Genomic DNA, 21,284 nt, shown 5'->3' on the forward strand with positions numbered 1-21,284 from the left:
CGGCGCGCGCGCTGACGGGACCGCTCCCGACGGCGCAAGGCGCGCCCGAAGGAGAAGACAATGCTCAGAACCTATGTCCGGGCGGACGACCGCCTGCGCGCCGCAGCCCTGGTCGCCGAGGCCGCGCCCTCCCCTGACACCGCCGTCGCAAACGAAGCCGCCGTGATCTGGTACGATCTCGTCGAGCCTTCGCTGGCGGAAAGCCGGCATGTCGAAGCCTCGCTCGGCCTGACGCTGCCGAGCCGCGACGAGATGGAGGACATCGAACTCTCCGCCCGTCTCTACCAGGAAAACGGCGCGGAATTCATGACCATGACGGCGCTGACCAATCTCGACGGCGACGAGCCGGTGAAGACGCCGGTGACCTTCATCCTCACCGATTGCGCGCTGGCGACGCTGCGCTATGGCGAAAGCCGCGCCTTCGCCGCCTTCGCCGCCCGCGCCGTGCGCACCAACGGCCACGCCTTGCAGAACGCGGAGGTGGTGATGCTCGGCCTGATCGAGGCGATGGTGGACCGCATGGCGGATGTGCTGGAGCGGATCGGCAACGAGATCGACGGCATTTCGCGCAGCATCTTCCGGGCGAAAGCGGCGCGCTCCAACAAGAAGCAGCAGGACCTGCAGTCGCTGATCGAGCAACTGGGGCAGAAGGGCGATTTTCTTTCCGGCATCCGCGAAAGCCTGGTGTCCGTGACGCGGCTGGTCGCCTATCACGCCGCCACCGAAAATCCCGGTCGGAAAAGCGGCAAGGAAGCGCGCCAGATGATCAAGCTGCTCGGCCGCGACGCCACCTCGCTCGGCGACCACGCCGCCTTCCTCTCCGGCAAGATCAACTTCCTGCTGGACGCGACGCTCGGGCTGATCAATCTCGAACAGAACCAGATCATCAAGATCTTCACCGTCGCCTCGGTGGTGTTTCTGCCGCCGACGCTGGTGGCCTCGGTCTATGGCATGAATTTCCAGCTGATGCCGGAACTGCAGTGGAGCCTCGGCTATCCCTGGGCGATCCTGCTGATGATCGCATCTGCGGCGCTGCCGTTTCTGTATTTCAAGCGGCGGGGGTGGTTGTGAGCGGTGCGGCTTCGCAAGGTGAGGTATCGCTAAAATACAACCTAACGCCGCACAAGAGTTTCGCAAATGCTGCAAGCCGCCTATCATGAGCCGACCGTCGGAAGAGAATCGCTTTTGATCCGGCGGCCGGGGGCGGAGATCTGCTCTCCCTCTGTCTGGGACACGACATACTGACGTCATCACCGCCTTTACAGGATATATCGATGGGCAAGATCAGACTTTATGAGGGCTTTTTGCCCGCCAGTAATTTTCTCGACAAATCCAGCTTCCGCTTGAGAGAACACGACGCAGACGAGATGCTGTTTTCTGACAAGCGCGGCGCGCATGTCGAGATCCAGGGCAAGGATTTCGCCTATAGTAAGGGCGAACTCATCGACGGCACGATCACCGCCATGCAGATCTACGACAAGCACGGCGACATGACCCTCAGCGCTCGCAATATCAGCATCAAGAGCGACGTTTTCAGCTTTTACTATGATCGCGATGGTTCCTGGGCCTTCGATTACGTCCATTCGCTGGGCAAGGACACTGTCATCGGATCCTCAGGCGACGACATGGTGGTGGGCGACGATCAGGATGACGTGCTGTATGGAAAGGGCGGAGACGACGGTCTTTACGCGCAGTTCGGCACTGACACCCTACATGGCGGGCGTGGAGACGACCGCTTCTACTTCAACTATCGAAAATTCGATGACGCGGTGATCGCCGACTTCGAAGATATAGGCACGGTTCAGGATGAGATGGTCATCAGCAACTATATGTATCAACACATGAAGGTTCAGCAGGTCGGCAAAGACACCGTGTTGCATTTCGACAAACACGACGTGACCCTGCTCGATTTCAAGGCCAAGGATATCGACAGAGGCGATTTCGATTTCTCGCCCAGCTATGGCTAGCCCAACCGATCACACTTGTATTTTCAGATTGTCGGCAGACGGCTGAATGATGTGGGCGCTGCGCTTTCGTGCGCGTCATGCCCCCGACCAGGGTGGCGACATGCTGCATGCGAAAACCGCGGCGCCCGCATCATTGCCTGAGATCGGCGGACGATCTTCGAGAGAGAAAAACTACTAACGAGAACAAAGTTCGATGGCGAAGATCAATATTTACGAGTCATACTGGCCAGCCAAATCCACATTCAACGAAGAATATTTCCATCTCCATTACAAAAGTAAAAATGAAATACTATACACAGACGGCAGCGGCGCATTCATAGAAATGAGAGGCGATGAATTCCGTTTTTCAGGCGACCGACTTGTTGCCGGGACAATAAAATCCATCGAAATTGACACCCAAGGCGGAAACATCGCCCTTGAGGCGAAGAATCTCAATGTAACGAGCAGCGTGTTCAATTTCTATTTTGACCATGGCGGCGTCTCCGCATTTGACTATGTGCACACTTTAGGCCGCGATGTCATTGTCGGCTCGAGCGGTGACGACATATTGCGGGGCGGCGACAAAAACGACCGGATTCTCGGAAAAGCGGGCGACGATTATTTCCTGGCGGAACGTGGCGTCGATACTTTTGGCGGCGGAGGCGGCGCAGATGTGTTCTGCCTGACTTTCCGGCAATTTGGCGCCGTTGTGATCAATGACTTTGATGACGTTGGCACCGTGCAGGACACAATGATTGTCAGCCGATGGATGTATCGCGCCATGGATATCGAACAGGTTGGTCAGAACACTGTGCTGCATTTCGCAGAGCAAGAGGTGACCCTGCTCGACTTCAGGGCCAATAATATCGACAAGGGTGACTTCGATTTCGAACCGGCCTTCGGCTAAAACGATACTTCACTGACGGACCGATTGCGCGGCTTTCAAAAACAAAAGCGGCGACTCTAGCGTCATACAAAGGGAGGCTGACGCCCTCTCTCCCCAAATATTGACGAAACCAAATTTTCATGTCCTATTCTTTTTATGATTTACTAACACAACAAGCAAAAGAGGGAGGGCGTTATCATGAGCATCGAGGTCCGTCACGACTATCCAGGCCTGATTATCAACGTCGTGGATCAAGCGATCAGTTTAGATTTCGAGATCGCCGACGGGGATGTCACCTACTATCTCAACGGCAACGACGTGATCTTCGCGCAGACGACGTTCGACAATTTCATCAATGCGCGCGCGGGTGACGATTACGTGGCCACGGGTGACGGCGACGACACCGTCTATGGCGGCGGCGGCGACGACGAGCTGATCGGCGGCGGCGGCTCCGACATGATCAGCGGGGAGACCGGCGGCGACATGATCTATGGCGACGACGGCGACGATGAACTTCATGGCGGCGGCGGCGACGACGAGATGTTCGGCGGCGCCGGAGCCGACCGTCTGTTCGGCGAAACCGGCGACAACAGGCTCTCGGGCGACGACGGCGACGACACGGTGGTGGGCGGCGGCTCCAACGACGTCCTGTCCGGCGGCGACGACGACGACAACATGCGCGGCAACCAGGGCGACGACGCCCTGTTCGGCGACGCCGGCGACGACGTCATGCGCGGCAGCGAAGGCGCCGACTATCTCAGCGGCGGCGACGGCGCCGACGAATTGCGGGGCGGCAAGGACGACGACATTCTCGAAGGCGGCGCCGGCGTCGATCAGCTGCGCGCCAGCTTCGGCGACGACGAACTGGTCGGCGGGCTCGGCGCCGATATTCTGGGCAGCGGCAGCGGCGCGGACGAATTCGGCTATTACGAGGCGGGGGATTCCGGGGTGGGCGCCGCCAAGCGCGATACGATCACCGATTTCACCCAGGGTCTCGATTATTTCTATCTCACCGATCTCGACGCCAAGACGGGCGGCGGCGACGACGACTTCACCTTCATCGGAACCAAGGCCTTCACCGCCGCCGGCCAGATCCATGTCAAGCAGAGCGGCGCCGACGTGCTGATCGAGTTCAACCTCGACGCCGACAAGACGGCGGAAATGTCGATCCTGGTGCAGAACCAGAAGGCGTCCGCCTTCGACGCCGGCGATTTCGCGCTGTAGACGCGGCCAAGGGCGGCGGCGCGTCGCCCAGAGAGGCGCCGCCCGCCTCACCGACGGCGAAGGCCGCTGCTCAATCCTCGAGCGCCCCGCCCGGCTTGCGCGGCTTGTTGGACAGCGTGGTCGAGGCGATCTTCATCAGATTGTCGCCGCGGCGGACGAAGCGGGCGGCGACGCGGGTGACGATGGTTCCGTCGACGGGGGCGTGGACGGCGATGTCGTTCTCCGGGAAGCCGGGGTGGAGATGATGGTGGCGAGGCGGTCGCCCGCCTTCACCTCGTCTCCAAACGTCCTTTCGAACAGCACCGTGCCGGCTTTCGGCGCGTCGATCATCTGCACATAGTCGAGGCCGGCGACGGGGCCGGTGAAGGTCTCGCGGCGAACGGGTTCGCCGGAGACGACACCGCGGCGTTGCAGGAAGGCCATCAGGCCCTCAGCATCGCTGGCGGCGAGATCGGGGCGGACGTCGCGCAGGCCGCGGAACTCCATGGTCAGCGAAATGCGGCCGTCGTGCCAGGCGCCGCGCGCGCCGAGAGCGCCGGCCTTCCAGGCATGGGTGACGGCTTCCTCGAAGGCGGTCGAACCGCCGTCGGAGAGCAGAACGGCCTCGAGGCCGAAACTTTCGGCGAGATCCATCGCCTCGGGCCAGAAAGAGGCTTCGAGATAAGCGTAGAGCTGGCTCTCGTCGTCGCAATGCAGATCGAGCACCAGATCGGCGCCGAGGGCGAGATGCAGCAGCCTGCGCTTGAGCTGGTCGGCGGCGGACGAGGCTTCGATCCGGTCGAGCAGGGTCTCGCGGTCTTCGAGCGCGATCAGCGGGTAGTCGCGGTTGAAATTGGCGCGGCTGGCGATCTCGAAACGGCCCTGCAATTCGCCATGCAGCCATTGGCTGGCGCCGATCGGATTGCATTTGGGCACGATCACCACGTCGCCGAGAAGGCGGCCTTCGCCTTCGGCGGCGCGGAGCGCGGGAATGAAGGCGTGCAACGCCGCGACGCCGGGCAATTCGCCGGCATGCAGCGCCGCCTGGATATAGACTTTGGATGCGTTGGGGTCAGACCCCGTGAAGGAAAGAACCGGGATGCGCCATTCTCCGGCGACGTCGTCGGCGATCACGATTTCGGATGTCTGCATGGTCTGGCTCCCGTCTTGATGCGGGGCCTATGTGCCGGGTTTCGGGCGCGCTGGCAATAGGATGGGATGGCTCGGTGCGCATGGCGCCGATTGGCGGGGGCTTTGCTCGCGCCGCATGCGGCGCTCCTCGGCGCCGTGCCGGGATCTGTTCAACGCGCGACCGACGCCGATGCGCCGCCGGGGTCTTCGCTGGGCCGGAAAAATCCGCTCAGTGCTTCTTGGACTTGGAGCCGCTTCGGCGCTTGCGCGGATGGTCGTCGGCGTCGGTCCAGCGCTCGTAGCGCACGCCGGTGAAGAGCAGGATCCGCGCTTCGCCGGTCTGGTCCCGCATGCGTTTCGGCTGTTTGGCCAGCCATGTGTCCAGTCTAATCACTTCTGCCATTCTCTTCTCCATCAACTGGATCGAGACGGATGAACTGGGAATGATCTCATCCTGCCGCACCAGGCAGACGCTTTCCGTCGCCGCGAGGGCTCCGGACATATGCGCCTTTCTCCTTTCATCAGCCGCGTCGGGCGTCAATTCGACGTCCGAAGCGCTTTTTAGTTCCACGAGATACACGATGGATCGCGAAGGTTAACGCGACCTTATGATTTGCGATCACACCATGGCATAGTTAACATCGGCTTAACGGGCGCACAAACGATTTCAACGGCTTGATTTTCACGAGGACGTCAGTGACGGCGAACGCCGCGCGGCAGCCGCGCTTCGAACGGCGCGGTGGCGGCAGAGACGGGAAAACGGCCGGCGCGGGGCGGCGCAAGCCGTCGGGCGCGTTTTTTCGACGGTTGCCGTTCAGTGAGAAGGAGTCGGCGCCTGCGCCTGCACGGCCGGGCTCTGGGCGGCGAACAAGGAATAGTCTTCCTTGAAGGCGGCGTCGACCGCGCGGCTGATTTCGAGATCGAACACGTCCCAATAAGCTTCGAAAAAATTGAAGCCGTAATTGGCCTGGATGATGGCGCTGATGAAGGCGGTCGCGGCCGTTTCGTGCAGGGCGTCGCCGCGCATGGCGGTCACGCAGGTGACGACCGCCTTGCGATAGGAAGCGCAACGCTCGCCGGACCATTTGTCGAGCAGGAACTCGCCGGCTTCGCGCGTGGTGCGGATCTTGGCGATCTCCTTGCCGCTGCGCCGATCAAAGAGAACGACGCCCATCTTCCACAATCCGCTGATCATGGAGCCACCCCATCGGTTATTTCCATCAAGGATAGCTGTTTAAGCTTGCCCGAAAATGCTCCCGAAAATGATCAGGCGCGGCCGGGCTCGCCGATGCTGTCGCCATAAGCCCAGTAGGGGAAATCGGCCTCGATCAGTTCCTGCGCGGCGCGAGAGATCTCGGCGTCGAAATCGTCCCAGAACGCATCGAAGACATTGATCTCGTAGCGCGCCTCGACGGCGGCGCTGACGAAGGTCGCAGCGGCGGCGGCGTGCGGGATCTGTCCCTTGAGAGCCTGGGCGCAGGCGCGCACGGCGCGCAGATAGGCGTCCTTGCGCTCGCGACCCCAGCCGGACAACAGAAACTCGGCGGCGGCCCGCGTATCGGTGATCCTGACCGTGCGGCCGTCGAGACCCGCGCCGCCCAAGAGAACCCCACTTTGCCACATATGTCTCGTCATCGCTTCAATCTCACAATTCGCATCCCGCCGGATGTAGCGCGCCAAGCTTGCGCGGGCTGAGACGGCGCCAGTGCGAGATCTTGCAATGCCGGGATTTCGAGCGGGTCCGCGGTCGATGGTTAACGGCCTGTAAACCGTTTGCAGGTAGCCTTTCCGAAATGGGACAAGTATTGCGTAGAGGGCGCCCAGGTGTCTGACGGATTTCGTGATTTGAAGGTCCGCCGCTGACGCGGACCAAGGATGTCGTGCTGATGGCCACCGTGTCGAGCTTCGAGGCCATGCCGCATCCGGGACGCAACGACGTCAGGCAGTTTTCCGAACTGTTCGAACCGGTGTTCCGGGCCTCGAGCCTGGAAGCGCAGCGCAACGCCGCCGCCGCGCTCGCCCGCTCGCCGCATGTGCCGCGCAGCGTCGCCTGGTTTCTCGCCACCCAGCCGATCGCGGTGGCCGCGCTGTTTCTCGGCGCCTCCCCTACCCTGGACGACGACCTGTTGATCGCCGCCGCCCGCCTGAAGGGTCGCGACCACGCCAAGGCCATCGCCGCCCGACCCAATCTCTCGGTGAAAGTGGTGGATGCGCTGGTGGCGCTGCATCAGGGCCTGCCCGAGCGCGACGTGGGCGCGCGGAGCGAGGCGGACGCTCCCTCGCAAACCACCGGCGACAGCCGCCTGGCGCGCGAGGAGACGCTGCGTCAGACGCTGAAATCACTGGTGGCCCGCGACGCGCTGACCCGCGACGAAGAGAGCGAGGACGCCGCCGCCGAGCGCGAAGAGGCGCTGCTGATGCGCTTCGCCCGCCTTCGCGAAGCCAAGGCGTTCTCCCGCATGCTCTCGCACTGCCTGGGTTCGAGCGTCTGGCTCACCAACCGCATCATGCTCGATCTCTCCGGCCTGCAGCTCGCCACCGCGCTCAAGGCGCTCGGTCTGCATGACGGCGAGACCCGTTTCGCCTTGACCCAATTCTATCCGCATCTCGCGGGCGGCGACATCGAAGGCGCGCGCGCCGACGGTGTGGTCGCCGGCCTCGACGCCGAGGAATGCGCCGAGCGCGTCGGCGTCTGGATCCGCGCCGACGCCTATACCCAGGGAGCGGCGGAAGAGGCCGCCGCCAACGCCAACGCCGCCGCCCCGAGGCGGTTCAGAGCGAGCGACAGGCGCGCGGCGGGGTGAGCCGCCACAGCGTAAGCCAGTCGTTCGAACGCTCCGGCGCGCTGACATCCTGTCCATCGACAGCTGCTACATATCCGGTATATTGCCAGATATCTGGATCGAAGAAAAATTATATCGCTAGGCTTGGTGGGTCGTATTGCGGATCACTACTATTAGTGTTAAGTACGAAAGAACTCTCGCAAAAAATATGCCGCCCCGCGCTTAGCGTTTCAAGGACGATTGTCCGCGTTATAGCAGAGGGCTAAAGTCTCTTACTGCAGGTGATAGCAAACAGCGCCAAGAGGGCGAAAATGTTGAAAACCCTAATAAAATTTCCGCTTATATTAGTTCTTTTGGCGTCAGGAATATATTTGATACTCTATGTGAGACGCAAGATACACGCCATAACAGAGAGCACACAATACGACAAACCCATCCTCACGCAACCGGAAAGAGACATTATTATAGACATGAGTTGCACTAAAATTAATTTATATTATAAATATCTACGACAAGAGATTGAGAGGGAGGATCAAATAACTCATCAAAGATTGACTTGGTCGATGACGTTCCAAGGTTTCTTGATAAGTGCGCTGGCTGCTCTGATGGCGCTGTCTTGGGATGGCCCCGTGGAAATCGTGATACTTCGCAAGCTCTCCTTGATGGCAATTTCGATTATTGGCTTACGAGTGGCTATCTTGTCCTTTGCGGGGATACAAGCATCCCGCAAGTCCATCGAATTGACCAAACTAAACTGGGATATACGGAATAAGATTTGGGGACTTTATCCCAATTTCGCTCCACAACCTTGCGGTCAGAACGGTGTTTTTTCGACAGGCACCCAATTTACAACAGAAATTCCAAAACACTTCATATATATGTGGACCCTGTTTTTATTCGGGTACGTATCTATAGGCTACATCACGGATGTTTTACCCTGCGCTGATGCAGGCGATGCTCTTCAATGTGTTTGGAAGAATATTGGAGCGGGCAAAACGTCGCCTGATACCCTGTAGTATCGGCGCTCGGCTTGTGTTGTGGGCATCGTCTCATCACAAAACAAAACGCCGCCCATGGGCAGGGAATGCCATGGACGGCGCCGGTCAGAAATGAAGTCCGAAGGCTTCGGTGATCCTCTACATCCACACTGCGACAGTTTTGCGATGCAAAAGTAAAAATCCGACAGAAGACACGGGCATGGATCGCGCGCCGGAGAGCGGCTCGCGGCCGGCGGACGCCGATCAGAAGATGCGCAGGCGGCGATGTTCGATGTCGTCGCGGGCCTCGCGCGAGGCGGCGATCACCGAGAAGGCGAAGGTGGCGATGAACATCGCCGAGATCAGGCTGGCGAACAGGGCGAGCACGAATGTCATGGTCATATCCTCGTCAAAAAGGATCTTGTCCGGCGTGAAGCGCGTCGGGGTGATGATTTTCCGGATGTTTTGTCTCGGCCGGACGCATCGTCCAATTCTTGCGGACCAGCCCTGAAGTCTGGATTCACCATGACAGACTCAGATTGCCAGCCGGTTGAAGAAGATGGTTAACCGACGGTGAATCCACCCCCTCGCCTCTCCCCGCCTGACCGGCGATGCGGATTCTTGATCGGCGTCAGTTTGAGAAGTTGCAATTTCGCAACATCGCGCGATATCCCCGAAATCGCATTTAGAGGTCTCTAATCTATTGATCTAGAGCAACGAAAGCCGTGGCGATGGGCGGATAGTGCGGCCGTGACACACGATGCGGGCCCGCCCTGGGGCGTCTGGCGCGGACCCCTCGCAACGGAAGGAAAAAGACCATGTCTCACGCTCACGTCGCGCCGCTTCTGGCCGCTCTCGCCACCGCCGCCCTGCTCGGCGGCATGCCGGCCAAGGCCGCCGACCTCACCGCCGCGCCCGATGTCGCGCCGGAAGCCCAGGCCGATGTCGCCGCGGCCTTCAGCCCCTGGCAGGTCCGCCTGCGCGCCCTCGGCGTGCTGCCGACCGACTCGGGCGATGTGGACGGCATCGCAGGCTCCGACCTCAGCTACACCGACAGCGTGATTCCGGAACTCGACATCAGCTATTATTTCACCAAGAACATTTCGGCCGAACTGATCCTCGGCACGACCCATTCGTCGATCCATGGCGACGGCTCGGTCAAGGGTCTCGGCAAGGTCGGCAAGACCTGGATCCTGCCGCCGACCCTGACCGCGCAATATCACTTCACCAATTTCGGCGCGTTCCAGCCCTATCTCGGCGCCGGCGTCAACTACACGATCTTCTACAACCAGGATTCCGCCGGCGCGATGACGGACATCAAGGTCAAGAACGCCTTCGGCGTGGCGCTGCAGGCCGGCTTCGACTACATGATCGACGAACATTGGGGCGTGAACGCCGACGTGAAGAAGATCTTCCTGCGGCCGGACTGGGAAGGCGTGGCGGGCGGCGCGGCCGTCAAGGGAACAGCCAAGCTCGATCCCTGGCTGATCGGCGGCGGCGTCACCTACCGCTTCTGATCCGCGCGGGCAGTTTGGCCGCATAGGCATGAAGGCCCCCTTCGATGCGCGCCCCGGCAAGGGGCGCGCATCGATCATTCGAGGGCGAAGCGCTGGACGACGCCGCGATCAGAAAATGAAATCGCCGGCGTCGAGTTCGGCCTTCTGGGTGTTCCGGATCAGGAGTTGGTCCGACCCCGCCGTAATGACGACGTCGCCTCCGACATTGGCGGCGTGATTGTTCTTGAGATCCGCGATGTCGGCGATCGCCGACCAGCCGCTGACGTCGATACGGTCGACTTCGTCGGCATAGTCGCCGATCCTGTCCTGTCCGTCGCCGGAGACGAACACGAACGTATCGCCGCCCCCGCCGCCGATCAGCGCATCGGCGCCTTTGTTGCCGTAGAGCTGGTCGGCGCCCGCCGCGCCCTTGAGAATATTGTCGGCGCCATTGCCGCGCAGGACATTGGCGAGCTTGTTGCCGACGCCGCTGATGTCGCCTGCGCCGATGAGGATCAACTGCTCGACATTGGCGCTGAGCGAATAGCTGACATAGGAGCGCACCGTATCGCTTCCCTGCCCGGCTTTTTCACCCAACACCAGATCCGCCCGATCGGTGGTCAGGGTGTCGTTGCCGGCGCCGCCCATCAGATTGCCGTCGAGCACGCCTTTCACGCCGTTGAAACTGTCGTCGCCCGCGCCGAGCAGGACATCGCCGACCAGCACGCCGCTGTTGGCCACGCGGGTGTCGCCGGCCTCGGTGTAGATCGCGGCGACGTCGGACACGATCTTGCCGCGGTTGACGATGGTGGAATTGTAGCCGGCGTCCGGCGTGTCGTAGACGCCGTAGGAGGCGTAGATGACCCCGGAGGCCTGATTGACGATGGTGTCTTCGTTGCCGGAGCCGGAAATGCCCGAACCGTCGATCGCGGTGATCACGCCGCGATTGTCCACATGGTTCGAGTTGCCGTCGAGCCGAATTCCGACAGTGTCGCCGGCGACCACGCCGCGATTGACGAAATTGCTGTCGCCGCCGCCGAGCGCCGCGCCGGTCGCGCCGCTCACCATGGCGTCTTCGCCGATCCAGACTGACGTCTTGGACCCGAGCAGGTTCAGCCCCGCGACGCCCGCTGACACATCGCCGAGCACGGAGACGGAGATCCTGTTGACGCTATCGGCGGCGGAGATGCCGAAGCCAGACTTGGTGGCGGAGATGGTCGCATTCGCCACGAGCGTATAATCTTCATTCGACAAGGTCGCCGCATAGGTCGATGTCAGATTTCCAGTAATCCTTCGCGTCATTACATCGTCCTCTGGTGTTTTTCGCCGTCACGAGATCGTCTTCATAACGATTCCACTATCGGGACGGTCGTCCAGCGGCATTCATACATTAAATACTATTTTCATTCGGTTAATTTTTACCAGTCCGAAGCGCCGTCGCCCAATGCGGGCGGCCCTTGGCCTCGGCGATTTTGGCTGCGGCCTCGCAATCATAGGGCAGGCGGCGGAAGGTCACGTCCCAGTCCGCATCCCGCCGTTCGATCACCGCATAGGCCGCATGCGGCGACCCCGCCTCGACCTTGTGCGGATGGGGTTGGTCGTCGTCATAGGCGGGGCAGCCGACCGAGCCGGGATTGACGATCAATCGGCCGTCGGAAAGCCGCGCCATTCGGGCGAGATGGGTGTGGCCGCAGAGGATCAACGATTGGCTCACGCCTTCGGCGAAGGTCTCCACCTCGGCGAGAGGACGGGCATGCACGATGCCGTCGGGCGAGACGGTCTCCAGCCAATAGATCATGTCGCTCTGGGGCGTGGCGTGGCAGAGGAACACCTCGTCCCGCCAGACGCGCGAAAACGGCAGGCTGGCGAGCCAGGCGTGATGGGCGGGCGCGAGCTCGTGCCAGCAATCGGCCTCCCATTCATGCAGGTCGGCGGGATCTCCGCGCAGGTAACGATCGTGATTGCCCGAGACCGACACCATGTCGCGGGCGAGAATGAGATCGGCCGTGCGCGCCGCTTCCAGGGGGCCCGAGAGGTGATCGCCGAGATTGAGGATGTCGGACACGCCTTGCGCGTCGATGTCGGCCAGCACCGCCTCCAGCGCCAGCGCATTGCCGTGGATGTCGGCGATGACGGCGAAGCGCATCACGAGCCGCGATAGGTGGAGTAGCCGAAGGGCGAAAGCAGCAGCGGCACGTGATAATGCAGCTTGGGATCGGCGACGCCGAACCGGATGGGAATCATGTCGAGAAACAGCAGATCCGGCAGTTTCTGTCCGGTCATCTTCAGATAGGCGCCGGCATGGAACACGAGTTCATACTGGCCGCGGGTGAACTGCTCCTCGGGCAGGATCGGCCCGCCGTCGACGCGGCCGTCGGCATTGGTGCGGACGGTTTTCAGATATTCGCGCACCTCGTCCTGGATCCGGAAGACATCGATCATAACGCCCTTGGCCGGAAGGCCGAGCGCGGTGTCCAGAACATGGGTGGTGAGGCCTGCCATCAAGAAATCTCCGATATCGTAAAGGGCGTTTGGTAGAAATATTCCTCAAGGTTAACGCCCGGCCCCTGCCTGTCAACCACGAGAAAGTCGCAAACCTCGCCGAGCGCCATCAGAGGGTGGTGCCAGAGGCCGGCCGGATAATTGACGCCCTGGTCGCCCCGCGCCAGAAACACCTGGGGAACGCCCGGCTTGCCGCCCTCGTCGGCGGCGACCACCACCAGCCAGTCTCCGCCCGAAAGCGGCTGGAAGCTCTGGCTCCCGAACGGATGTCGCTCCATCATGTCGACACTGTAGGGCAGGCGCCGCGGCTGGCCGCGAAAAATGTTGAAGATCACCTCCGCCCCTCGCCCAGGGCTTCCGCCCGGCCGAGCCCGTGATGCCGCTCGGTGGTTCCGCCATTGATGAGGCGCATCTTGGCGGGTGAAATTTCGATGACCTGGCCATAGGGCGCGAAGGCTTCCGTGGTGAGCGGGCGGATGGGGAGGATCTGGGGCAATGGGAGGGTCCTTATGGGTGGAAGCATCATTTCAGGGATTCCCGCTCTGATGGGTGACGGCGCGCTCCGCCCCTCACCCCCTGCCGGGCACGCCGTCAGCGCTCATATCGGCCGGGCTTCTCCGAGAATTCGCGATCTTGAGGCGGGAGGGATATCGCCCGGTGTCAGGAGATGAATGGATGTTCCCTCGAGAAGCCGCTCCAGAGTATCGTGGAGACCGCCGAGCGTCAGAAGCGTCGAGCCGGCGAGGTCATCCACCAGAATATCCAGATCGCTGTCCTCGCGGTCCTCGCCTCGCGCCACCGAGCCGAAGACGCGCGGATTGGCGGCGTTGAAACGGCGCACAGCGTCGCGGATGGCTTGGCGGTTGGCGTCGAGGCGGTCGGACGGTTTCATCGGGCGATCCCTTTCGAGGCGATGATAGCGCGGGGAGATCTGGTTTTGAAGGGCGGAGTTCGGCATCCATCAAAGGCGACCGAGGGTCGAGGGGCGCATGCCCCCAAACGCAAAAACGCCAGCCGCGGGGGCTGGCGTTTCGCATGTCACGTCCGTGGCGCCGATCAGGCGGCGGCGGAGGCTTCGGTGGCGACTTCCGCGATGGTCTTCAGGACCTGGGAAGCGATCTGGTAGGGGCAGCCCTGGGAGTTCGGGCGGCGATCTTCCAGATAGCCCTTGTAGTCGTTCTTGATGAAGGAGTGCGGCACGCGGATGGAGGCGCCGCGGTCGGCCACGCCCCAGGAGAACTTGTTCCACGGAGCCGTCTCGTGCTTGCCGGTCAGGCGCAGATGGTTGTCCGGACCGTAGACGTCGATATGCTCTTTCCAGTTCTTGCCGAAGGCGGCCATGAGCGCTTCGAAATAGGCCTTGCCGCCGGTTTCGCGCATGAACTTGGTGGAGAAGTTGCAATGCATGCCCGAGCCGTTCCAGTCGGTGTCGCCGAGCGGCTTGCAATGGAATTCGACGTCGACCGCATACTTTTCGCAGAGGCGGAGCAGCAGGTAGCGGGCGAGCCAGATTTCGTCGGCGGCCTTCTTGGAGCCCTTGCCGAAAATCTGGAATTCCCACTGGCCCTTGGCCACTTCGGCATTGATGCCTTCATGGTTGATGCCGGCTTCGAGGCAGAGGTCGAGATGTTCTTCGACGATTTCGCGGGCGATGTCGCCGACGTTGGAATAGCCGACGCCGGTGTAATACGGACCCTGCGGCGCGGGGTAGCCGTTCTCCGGGAAGCCGAGCGGACGGCCGTTCTGGTAGAGGAAATATTCCTGCTCGAAGCCGAACCAGGTGTCGGCGTCGTCGAGGATCGTGGCGCGGCTGTTGGACGGATGCGGGGTGACGCCGTCGGGCATCATCACTTCGCACATCACGAGAGCGCCGTTGGTGCGGGCCGGATCGGGATACAGAGCGACGGGCTTCAGCACGCAATCCGAGGAATGACCTTCGGCTTGCATCGTGGACGAGCCGTCGAAGCCCCAGAGCGGGAGCTGTTCAAGCGTCGGGAATTCGGCGAATTCCTTGATCTGCGTCTTGCCGCGCAGGTTCGGAACCGGCTTGTAACCATCCAACCAGATATACTCGAGCTTATACTTTGTCATGTCCATCTCTCGTAAAGTGACTGCGCGCGTCCTGGCGCAACCGTAGTTCAGATCCGCCGGCACGCCCGGGGCTCGAAAAACAGGAATGCAGGTTTCGTGCCAGTTTCAGGCTGCATGCTCGCGGACCGCGAAAATGCGGCGTTTCGACGCCATTCGGTTAAGCTTTTTGCGCCAGACTGACGGAACTTACGGCTCCCGGGCGGTGTTTCTGCTTAAAATTTGGCGGAAAAAGAGATGCCGCCCAGAAAAACGCCGCGGCAAGCCCAGGAACCGGTCAGACTCTGATAATTTTTTGGGCGTTTTGCTGTTTTTATGTGCAAACATGTGAAGTTTCTGTTACAACCAAGATCCGGGCTCCCTGGAGCTCATGGAGGAAAGCGAGGCAGTAGCATGACAACGGGCATGATCCGGGAATCGGCCACGATCTACCAATTCCCCAAGAGAAATATTCGCGATCAACGCTTTGGCGCCAATGTTCCCAAGGTGGTGATCATGGAGAGCGGCGCGAGCTGGTATCACGAAGACGCCATCCGCGAAGCCGACGAGACGCGCAAGCAGTGACCTCCGCCTGACGCGAGACCCGCGCCCGCGAAAGATGTCGCGGGCGGAGAGCGATGCTGCGCGCTCCGGGGTCTATTCCCGCGACGCGCAATGGCGTTGGAGGATCCAATTCGACCCGTTGCGCATATCTGACGCGGCCTACGGTTCTGCGACCTGCGCCTTATTCACGAATGCAAGCGCCAGTCCCGCCATGATTTCCATCTGACAACAGAAATGGCGCATGCTGAAGCAATGGCGTATCGCCACGCGCTCCGGAGCGGAGATTTCACCATAAGCGCCGCCGCCAGTGAAGATGATGCTGTCGGTCTCCGCGATTTCGGCCAACTGGCGCAACTGCCGCATCTGCAGATCGGTCGCCGCCGAACTTCCGCCCAGAACGATCACCTTGATGCGGTTTCGTTTGGCGAGCCGGGCGATCTCGTAGACCGGCAACTGCGCGCCCGTATAGAGCGGGTCGAAGCCGTGGCTCTGCGCCAGACGGCAGGCCGGCGAGGGCGCCGATCTCATGAAGCTCCCCGAACGGCGTGGCCACGAGCATCTTCAAGCGAACGGGCGCGGCCGGATGGCCTGGCGCCGCTCCCGACCTCAGCAGGGAGACGAGGGCCGAGGATACGAGATGCTCCGCGGCCACGCTGATCTGGTTGGAAGCCCACAGATCGCCGACCCTGCGCATGAGCGGCAGCGCATAGAGAAGAACGAAATCGCCGATATCGAATTCGTTGGAACAGATCCAGAGCTTGCGCCGCACCCCGTCTATGTCGAGGGCGCGCGCCAGTTCGAGCGTCTCCTCGATCCGCTCGCGCCCGCCGCGTTCGCGGCCCTCGATCCGATCCAGCGCGCGATCGAGGGCCGCGGCATCAGACGCTTCGGCGCCAATTTCTCCCGTAGCGGCCGCATCCAGCCGCCGCAACATCACGAGCCGGACGAGATCGTCGATACCGAGATGTTCGTCATCCGAGCGCTGCGCCTCGGCAAACTCCGCAGGGGCGCGGAACAAGTCCCGGCTTTGCGGCCATGCGACCATCGAAGACTTCACACCATGGCTCCAGGCGGCGAAGATATCGCTCCAGCCATCGGCGGCGGTCTCGTCGCAGGGGCCGATATCGGCGACATCAGGCGGCGACATGAAATTCATGCGAGCAGCCCTAGCCTTATCGACGTTGAAATCAGGTGCATTCTGTTCGAGCAGTTCAGTTTGGCCATGCTCGAGCGGATGTATTCGTTGACCGTATGCTCCGACAAATCCAGAATGATGCCGATTTCGACCGACGTCTTCCCCTCGCTGATCCAGCGCGTCACTTCGAGCTCCCGTGTCGTCAAAGGCTCGAAACTCCGTCTCGACGCCGAAGCGTGGATCGGGGCCTGCTGCAATTGCATCCATGCAAATGGCGCCCCATCGATTTTCGCGATCCAGATCAGCAGTTTCAGCGGCGGAAAGTGATCGGGAAACACCGGCACGAGCGATACGAGATCATCGCCGCGCAGAACGGCGATGGCGGGAGCGCCGGAGCGCTGATCGATCGCCCTGTAGACGTCGAGCGCGGCGGCCACCTCGGGCGAATCCATGCATGCGGCAACAACCGACCAATCTCCCCGCACGAAAGCGTCGGCGTCGCCCATCAAGGCCGCCAGCAGGCCATCGTGATCCGAAAATGCCGGCAGGTCGAACAGCGCCACCAGGGCGTCCCTATTCTGCTCCGCCAGAGTTTTCACGCGCTGAGCGAATTGATCGAAACTGCAGTTGATATCTTGGGCGCCGAGCTTGCAGGACAGTGTCGTTTCTCCCATTCACCTGGGCTCCCCCTCAAATTGAGGGGGTTTACGAAGACAGAAAATCAAGCGATGTTTATTTACGAATAAGGGTCGGGAATACTGGAGTTAACCAGCATGCGGCGGCACTTTCCCGACCCTTATTCTAACACCAGGCCTGGTCGCCGAAAAAGAATACCTTACGGGAGACGCTACGGCGGCGTATCTTCTCTCGTTCTACGGGGTTATATTCGGTTTTCTTCCATCGACAACTGAAATTAGCAAAAAGCCTATCTCATACAATCAGAATCTACATTAGAAACACTGGAAATACATAATTGTGACGTCAATGTTAAATGGCTGAAATCACGGAGCTAAATGAAAAATTTCACCTAAGGTGAAACTTGCACGCCGGAAGATTCCGCCTCACCTCGCCTAATTCTGCTGCAAACTGATTCGAGCAATCTGTTTGCTGTCATGTGTTTTCAGATCCATTGTTCTTATTGTTATCATCTCATTTCTCCGTATTTTTTACGGTATCGAATCTGCATCGCTTTGCCCTCGCCAATCCGTATTGCATCACGGGCAATGACCTGTCGAAACCGGGAATGTCGTCGTCGACGTCCGGGCGTCTTTCGGTGGAGCAAATGGAGCTTTTCGCAGAGCCGTCGAACGGTTAGTGTGATCGTCTCTCACGTTTCGGGACATCATAGAGGAAAGCCGGCCTCTCCGCCGCATCCTCAGCCTTTAAGACAGAAAGCCCTTTCATGCGCACCGACGCCTCGTTGAAACCCGTGCTGGCCGCCGCTCTCGGCGTCGGACTGTTTTCGTTGCTCGACGCCATGATGAAGCTGATCGCCAGCGCCTATCCGCTCGCCCAGACGACGGGGCTGCGTTATGCGGCGGGCGCGGCGGCGGCGATCGTCTATTACGCGCTGACGGTGGGCCGGCCGCCCTCCTGGGCGGCGGTGATCCGCAGCCTGCCGCGCGCCGCCTGCATTCTGCTGGCCGGCACCTGTTTCTTCTTCGCGCTGTCGCGGCTGCCCTTGATCGACGCCATCGCCCTCAGCTTCCTGTCGCCCTTGTTTCTCGGCCTGTTTTCCTGGGCGCTGCTCGGCGAAAAGCTGCGGATCTCGACGATCGGCGCCATGCTGGTCGGGCTCGCCGGCGTGTTCGTGATCGCGCAGGGCCATCGGTTGGGCGAGAACAAGGCTTTCGAAATGCTGGGGTTTCTCGCCGCCATCGCCACCGCCGGCTTCTATGCGCTGTCGATGGTGCTGACGCGCAAACAGGGGGCGACCGATCCGGTGCCGACGCTGGTGATGCTGCCGGTGACGATCGGCGCGCTGGTGACGGCGGGGCCGATGGCGATGGCGTGGCAGCCGGTGGCGCATTGGCACTGGCTGGTGCTGGCGGCGGTGGGCGTGACCGGCACCACGGCGCATCTGTGCATTTCCTGGGCCTACACCAATTCCCGCGTCGGCCGTCTCGGGTTGCTGGAATATACCGGCCTCGTCTGGGGCGCGATCCTCGGCTATCTGATCTTTCGCGAAAGCCCCTCGGCCTTCACGCTGGCGGGTTCGGCGATTATCGTCGCCGCCTGCCTGCCGGCCTTCCGCAAGGAGCCGGCGTGAGCGCGCCGGTTCAGAACGCGCGGGCGCGGCCGTAGAGGGCGTAATTCCTGCCGTCGCCCGCCACGGAGGGCCGGGCGCCGTAGAACACCGGCGCGCCGTCGCGATTGAGCATCGAGGTTTCGAGCGCGGTCATGGCGTGGCCGAGCAGTTCCGGCGGCGCGCCGGCCCCGCTCGAGGCGGCGCAGCCGTAATGGCCCGTGAGCACCGGGGCGGTGGCGATGGAATGGCGCAGCGCGCCGACGATCTCGGCGGTCGCCTCGTGCAGCCGGCGGGTGACGCCGGTCACATAGGTCTCCTCCGTGCCGAAGACGATGAAGGCCAGATGCGGCTGTCCCAGCCAGTAGCCGCCTTCCCTGCCCTTCAGCAATTTGCGGGCGAAGCCGCCGAAACGGGCGAGGAAATAGGCGCGCGCCTTGGCGAGCTCCGGCCGGTCGAACTGTTCGAGGCCGGAGATGCGGCAGAGGATCAGCGTATAGCCGTCGATGCCGCGATCGCCGTGGAAGATCTCGCCCATGCGCCGGTTGAAGGCGCGGCGATTGCCCAGCGCGGTGGGGCCGTCGGTGAATTTCGAGCGCTCGGACTGGTCGATCGTGTGGCGGATCGCCTTGACCGTCTCGATGCGCTCATGCACCGAGCGCATCATCCGGGTGGTGGCGACCTTCTGGGCGGCGGTGGCCTGGCTGACATGATCGATGGCGCGGCGGATGGCGGTGGAATCGCGCGGATCGGCGCGGGAAAACTGCTCGCTCGCCTGGTTCAGCACCATGGCGTAGGCGCTGAGCGCCTCCTGGCCGTTGGACAGCGCATCCTGAAAGCCCTGCAACTCCTCGGAAAACAGCGAGGCGGAGCTGTCGAGCGCCGAATGGCCGAAGTGATGCGGCAGGAATTCGCGCGCCAGACGCTCCACATCCTGCGCCGTCACATGCTTGCCGAGCGCGATGAATTGCTGGCGCAGCTCCGGATTGTCGCCGGAGAGCACCTCATGCATCAGTTCGAAACTGACCGGCGTCACCTCCAGCCCCATGCGCATGAGCTGGATGATCACCTGCTGGGCGAAGTCTTGCCGGTTGGGGACGGGGTTCATGGCGGAGGTCCTCGGATTCTTTCCGAATCATAAGGCCCCGCGGCAAATGCTTGCTTAAGCGGAGTGGTTAAACCACCGTTAATCGCGTGCGAATTTCAACCGGGCTCTTTCAGGCGAAAGCCCTCGGCCAGCGCCCGAAAGGCGGCGATGGCTTTTGGCATCGCATCATCCGGCGCGAGGCTGGCGGCCACCCAGAGGGCGGCGTTGAGGGCGGCGCCGGTCAGCAGGCGGGCGGCGGCGTCGGGATCGACGGGCTTGAGGACGCCGTCGGCCATCAACGCCGTCACCGCCTGGCGGGTCTCCGCGAGGCAACTGCTCTGGCTCGGCCATTGCGAGGGATCGCCGAGCACGGAAGGGCCGTCGAGCAGCACGATGCGCTGCACCTCTGGATCGAGCGCCATTTCGATATAGGCGGCGGCTTCCTTCTGCAGCGCCTCCCAGCCGTTCTCGGCATCGGCGGCGATGGCGCGGGCGCGGGCCGCCATCTCCGAATCCACCTGATGCACGACAGCGGCGAACAGGCCGCGCTTGTCGCCGAAGGCGTGATAGAGCGCGCCGCGCGTCAGCCCGGCCTCGGCGGTGAAATCATCCATCGAGGCCGCCATATAGCCCTTTTCCGCGAACGCCTTGCGGGCGGCAGCCAGCAGACGGGCGCGGTTTTCCTCCATGCTTTCGCTTCGCTTTTTCGCCATGCGCGCTCCATTTCACATACGATACGTATGTAAACTATTGACATACGCATCGTATGTCGCCATTTTCACATACGCAACGTATATCGAACCGGAGACCGAGGCAAACGCCTCCCGCCGGTTTTCCACCAGGAGAGACGAGATGACCAAACCCGAACCGATCTTCCCGCCCGACCGGCACGCGCTTTACGCGGCGCATGGCTATTCCGCCGCCATCCGCTCCGGCGACCTTCTGTTCGTCTCGGGACAGGTGGGCAGCCGGACCGACGGCTCGCCGGAGCCTGATTTCGAACGCCAGGTGCGGCTGGCCTTCGCCAATCTCCAGGCCACGCTTGCCGCCGCCGGCTGCACCACCGCCGACATCGTCGACCTCACCAGCTTCCACACCGATCCCGAACGCCAATTCGAGACCATCATGGCGGTGAAGCAGGAGGTGTTTCCGCAAGCGCCCTATCCCAACTGGACGGCGCTCGGCGTCACCTGGCTGGCGGGCTTCGACTTCGAGATCAAGGTCGTCGCCCGCATTCCCGAGGCTGCAGGTCGCGCCTGACC

The 21,284-nt window shown here is 61.7% G+C and carries 24 protein-coding genes and 3 pseudogenes; 11 read left to right on the forward strand and 16 right to left on the reverse strand.

Going from position 1 to position 21,284, the window contains the following annotated elements; genetic code table 11:
* Nucleotides 1–60: 60 nt before the first annotated feature.
* From H2O14_RS05905 to H2O14_RS05920, 4 genes are all read left to right on the forward strand, one after another.
* Nucleotides 61–1,071 carry a magnesium transporter CorA family protein gene (locus H2O14_RS05905; RefSeq protein ID WP_182826901.1) on the forward strand — a complete coding sequence of 337 codons (1,011 nt, stop codon included), beginning with the start codon at nt 61–63 and terminating at the stop codon, nt 1,069–1,071.
* A gap of 203 nt (nt 1,072–1,274) precedes the next feature.
* Nucleotides 1,275–1,967 (forward strand): hypothetical protein, encoded by a 693-nt coding sequence (locus H2O14_RS05910; RefSeq protein WP_182826902.1) that lies wholly within the window; start codon nt 1,275–1,277, stop codon nt 1,965–1,967.
* A gap of 193 nt (nt 1,968–2,160) precedes the next feature.
* Nucleotides 2,161–2,853 carry a hypothetical protein gene (locus tag H2O14_RS05915; RefSeq protein WP_182826903.1) on the forward strand — a complete coding sequence of 231 codons (693 nt, stop codon included), beginning with the start codon at nt 2,161–2,163 and terminating at the stop codon, nt 2,851–2,853.
* Between the two features lie 177 nt (nt 2,854–3,030).
* A complete protein-coding gene (locus H2O14_RS05920; RefSeq protein ID WP_182826904.1) occupies nt 3,031–4,056 on the forward strand; it encodes a calcium-binding protein in 1,026 nt (341 codons plus the stop codon).
* Between the two features lie 70 nt (nt 4,057–4,126).
* On the opposite strand, the pseudogene H2O14_RS05925 reads toward H2O14_RS05920, so the two are convergent.
* The 4 genes and pseudogenes from H2O14_RS05925 to H2O14_RS05940 all read right to left on the reverse strand — a co-directional run bounded on the left by H2O14_RS05925 (nt 4,127) and on the right by H2O14_RS05940 (nt 6,801).
* Nucleotides 4,127–5,187 (reverse strand): annotated as a pseudogene (locus tag H2O14_RS05925) (succinylglutamate desuccinylase/aspartoacylase family protein).
* 208 nt (nt 5,188–5,395) lie between these two features.
* Nucleotides 5,396–5,668: a hypothetical protein gene (locus H2O14_RS05930; RefSeq protein ID WP_182829470.1), complete on the reverse strand. Its 273-nt coding sequence runs from the start codon at nt 5,666–5,668 to the stop codon at nt 5,396–5,398.
* Nucleotides 5,669–5,980: 312 nt separating this feature from the next.
* Nucleotides 5,981–6,361 carry a DUF982 domain-containing protein gene (locus tag H2O14_RS05935; protein ID WP_182826905.1) on the reverse strand — a complete coding sequence of 127 codons (381 nt, stop codon included), beginning with the start codon at nt 6,359–6,361 and terminating at the stop codon, nt 5,981–5,983.
* Between the two features lie 71 nt (nt 6,362–6,432).
* Nucleotides 6,433–6,801 (reverse strand): DUF982 domain-containing protein, encoded by a 369-nt coding sequence (locus tag H2O14_RS05940; RefSeq protein WP_182826906.1) that lies wholly within the window; start codon nt 6,799–6,801, stop codon nt 6,433–6,435.
* Between the two features lie 251 nt (nt 6,802–7,052).
* On the opposite strand from H2O14_RS05940, the gene H2O14_RS05945 reads away from it, so the two are divergent.
* Together H2O14_RS05945 and H2O14_RS05950 are read left to right on the forward strand one after the other, a co-directional pair.
* Complete coding sequence (locus tag H2O14_RS05945; RefSeq protein WP_182826907.1) at nt 7,053–7,970, forward strand: DUF2336 domain-containing protein; 918 nt, start codon at nt 7,053–7,055, stop codon at nt 7,968–7,970.
* Nucleotides 7,971–8,320: 350 nt separating this feature from the next.
* Nucleotides 8,321–8,965: a hypothetical protein gene (locus H2O14_RS05950; protein ID WP_182826908.1), complete on the forward strand. Its 645-nt coding sequence runs from the start codon at nt 8,321–8,323 to the stop codon at nt 8,963–8,965.
* A gap of 225 nt (nt 8,966–9,190) precedes the next feature.
* On the opposite strand, the gene H2O14_RS28395 is transcribed toward H2O14_RS05950, so the two are convergent.
* Nucleotides 9,191–9,322, reverse strand: coding sequence for a hypothetical protein (locus H2O14_RS28395; protein WP_281409977.1), 132 nt, complete (start codon nt 9,320–9,322; stop codon nt 9,191–9,193).
* Nucleotides 9,323–9,744: 422 nt separating this feature from the next.
* On the opposite strand from H2O14_RS28395, the gene H2O14_RS05955 reads away from it, so the two are divergent.
* Nucleotides 9,745–10,443, forward strand: coding sequence for an OmpW/AlkL family protein (locus H2O14_RS05955; RefSeq protein ID WP_182826909.1), 699 nt, complete (start codon nt 9,745–9,747; stop codon nt 10,441–10,443).
* A gap of 108 nt (nt 10,444–10,551) precedes the next feature.
* On the opposite strand, the gene H2O14_RS05960 is transcribed toward H2O14_RS05955, so the two are convergent.
* The 6 genes and pseudogenes from H2O14_RS05960 to H2O14_RS05985 all read right to left on the reverse strand — a co-directional run bounded on the left by H2O14_RS05960 (nt 10,552) and on the right by H2O14_RS05985 (nt 15,015).
* Nucleotides 10,552–11,724, reverse strand: a complete 1,173-nt coding sequence (locus H2O14_RS05960) for a calcium-binding protein (RefSeq protein WP_182826910.1) — start codon at nt 11,722–11,724, stop codon at nt 10,552–10,554.
* A 109-nt stretch (nt 11,725–11,833) separates the two neighbouring features.
* Nucleotides 11,834–12,568 carry a metallophosphoesterase gene (locus H2O14_RS05965; RefSeq protein ID WP_182826911.1) on the reverse strand — a complete coding sequence of 245 codons (735 nt, stop codon included), beginning with the start codon at nt 12,566–12,568 and terminating at the stop codon, nt 11,834–11,836.
* Nucleotides 12,568–12,924: a hydroxyisourate hydrolase gene (uraH, locus tag H2O14_RS05970; protein ID WP_182826912.1), complete on the reverse strand. Its 357-nt coding sequence runs from the start codon at nt 12,922–12,924 to the stop codon at nt 12,568–12,570. The genes H2O14_RS05965 and uraH overlap by 1 nt, the downstream gene beginning before the upstream one ends.
* A pseudogene (locus H2O14_RS05975) lies at nt 12,924–13,447 on the reverse strand (ureidoglycolate lyase). The gene uraH and the pseudogene H2O14_RS05975 overlap by 1 nt, the downstream one beginning before the upstream one ends.
* Before the next feature lie 75 nt (nt 13,448–13,522).
* Complete coding sequence (locus H2O14_RS05980; RefSeq protein ID WP_182826913.1) at nt 13,523–13,816, reverse strand: nucleotidyltransferase family protein; 294 nt, start codon at nt 13,814–13,816, stop codon at nt 13,523–13,525.
* Between the two features lie 164 nt (nt 13,817–13,980).
* The gene (locus H2O14_RS05985; protein WP_182826914.1) at nt 13,981–15,015 is read right to left on the reverse strand and encodes a glutamine synthetase beta-grasp domain-containing protein; all 1,035 of its coding nucleotides are present in this window, start codon (nt 15,013–15,015) and stop codon (nt 13,981–13,983) included.
* Nucleotides 15,016–15,405: 390 nt separating this feature from the next.
* On the opposite strand from H2O14_RS05985, the gene H2O14_RS05990 reads away from it, so the two are divergent.
* The gene (locus H2O14_RS05990; protein ID WP_182826915.1) at nt 15,406–15,576 is read left to right on the forward strand and encodes a DUF2735 domain-containing protein; all 171 of its coding nucleotides are present in this window, start codon (nt 15,406–15,408) and stop codon (nt 15,574–15,576) included.
* A gap of 138 nt (nt 15,577–15,714) precedes the next feature.
* Here H2O14_RS05990 and H2O14_RS27135 read toward each other — a convergent pair whose 3' ends face one another.
* From H2O14_RS27135 to H2O14_RS29285, 3 genes and pseudogenes are all read right to left on the reverse strand, one after another.
* Nucleotides 15,715–16,083 (reverse strand): hypothetical protein, encoded by a 369-nt coding sequence (locus tag H2O14_RS27135; protein ID WP_246697303.1) that lies wholly within the window; start codon nt 16,081–16,083, stop codon nt 15,715–15,717.
* 145 nt (nt 16,084–16,228) lie between these two features.
* Nucleotides 16,229–16,711, reverse strand: a pseudogene (locus H2O14_RS29280) (hypothetical protein); the annotation flags it as partial.
* Nucleotides 16,708–16,953: a response regulator transcription factor gene (locus tag H2O14_RS29285; RefSeq protein WP_409526944.1), complete on the reverse strand. Its 246-nt coding sequence runs from the start codon at nt 16,951–16,953 to the stop codon at nt 16,708–16,710. The pseudogene H2O14_RS29280 and the gene H2O14_RS29285, both read right to left, overlap by 4 nt.
* 60 nt (nt 16,954–17,013) lie before the next feature.
* Between H2O14_RS29285 and H2O14_RS27145 the strand changes: the two genes are divergently transcribed.
* Together H2O14_RS27145 and H2O14_RS06005 are read left to right on the forward strand one after the other, a co-directional pair.
* Nucleotides 17,014–17,436, forward strand: a complete 423-nt coding sequence (locus H2O14_RS27145) for a hypothetical protein (RefSeq protein ID WP_246697305.1) — start codon at nt 17,014–17,016, stop codon at nt 17,434–17,436.
* Between the two features lie 656 nt (nt 17,437–18,092).
* Nucleotides 18,093–18,959, forward strand: coding sequence for a DMT family transporter (locus H2O14_RS06005; protein ID WP_182826918.1), 867 nt, complete (start codon nt 18,093–18,095; stop codon nt 18,957–18,959).
* A gap of 10 nt (nt 18,960–18,969) precedes the next feature.
* On the opposite strand, the gene H2O14_RS06010 is transcribed toward H2O14_RS06005, so the two are convergent.
* Nucleotides 18,970–20,043, reverse strand: a complete 1,074-nt coding sequence (locus H2O14_RS06010; RefSeq protein ID WP_182826919.1) for a hypothetical protein — start codon at nt 20,041–20,043, stop codon at nt 18,970–18,972.
* Nucleotides 20,044–20,138: 95 nt separating this feature from the next.
* Complete coding sequence (locus tag H2O14_RS06015; RefSeq protein ID WP_182826920.1) at nt 20,139–20,735, reverse strand: TetR/AcrR family transcriptional regulator; 597 nt, start codon at nt 20,733–20,735, stop codon at nt 20,139–20,141.
* Between the two features lie 139 nt (nt 20,736–20,874).
* On the opposite strand from H2O14_RS06015, the gene H2O14_RS06020 reads away from it, so the two are divergent.
* A complete protein-coding gene (locus H2O14_RS06020; protein ID WP_182826921.1) occupies nt 20,875–21,282 on the forward strand; it encodes a RidA family protein in 408 nt (135 codons plus the stop codon).
* Nucleotides 21,283–21,284 lie beyond the last annotated feature (2 nt).

It is taken from the genome of Rhizobium sp. G21, from assembly GCF_014158035.1.
Taxonomy (GTDB): domain Bacteria; phylum Pseudomonadota; class Alphaproteobacteria; order Rhizobiales; family Rhizobiaceae; genus Rhizobium_E.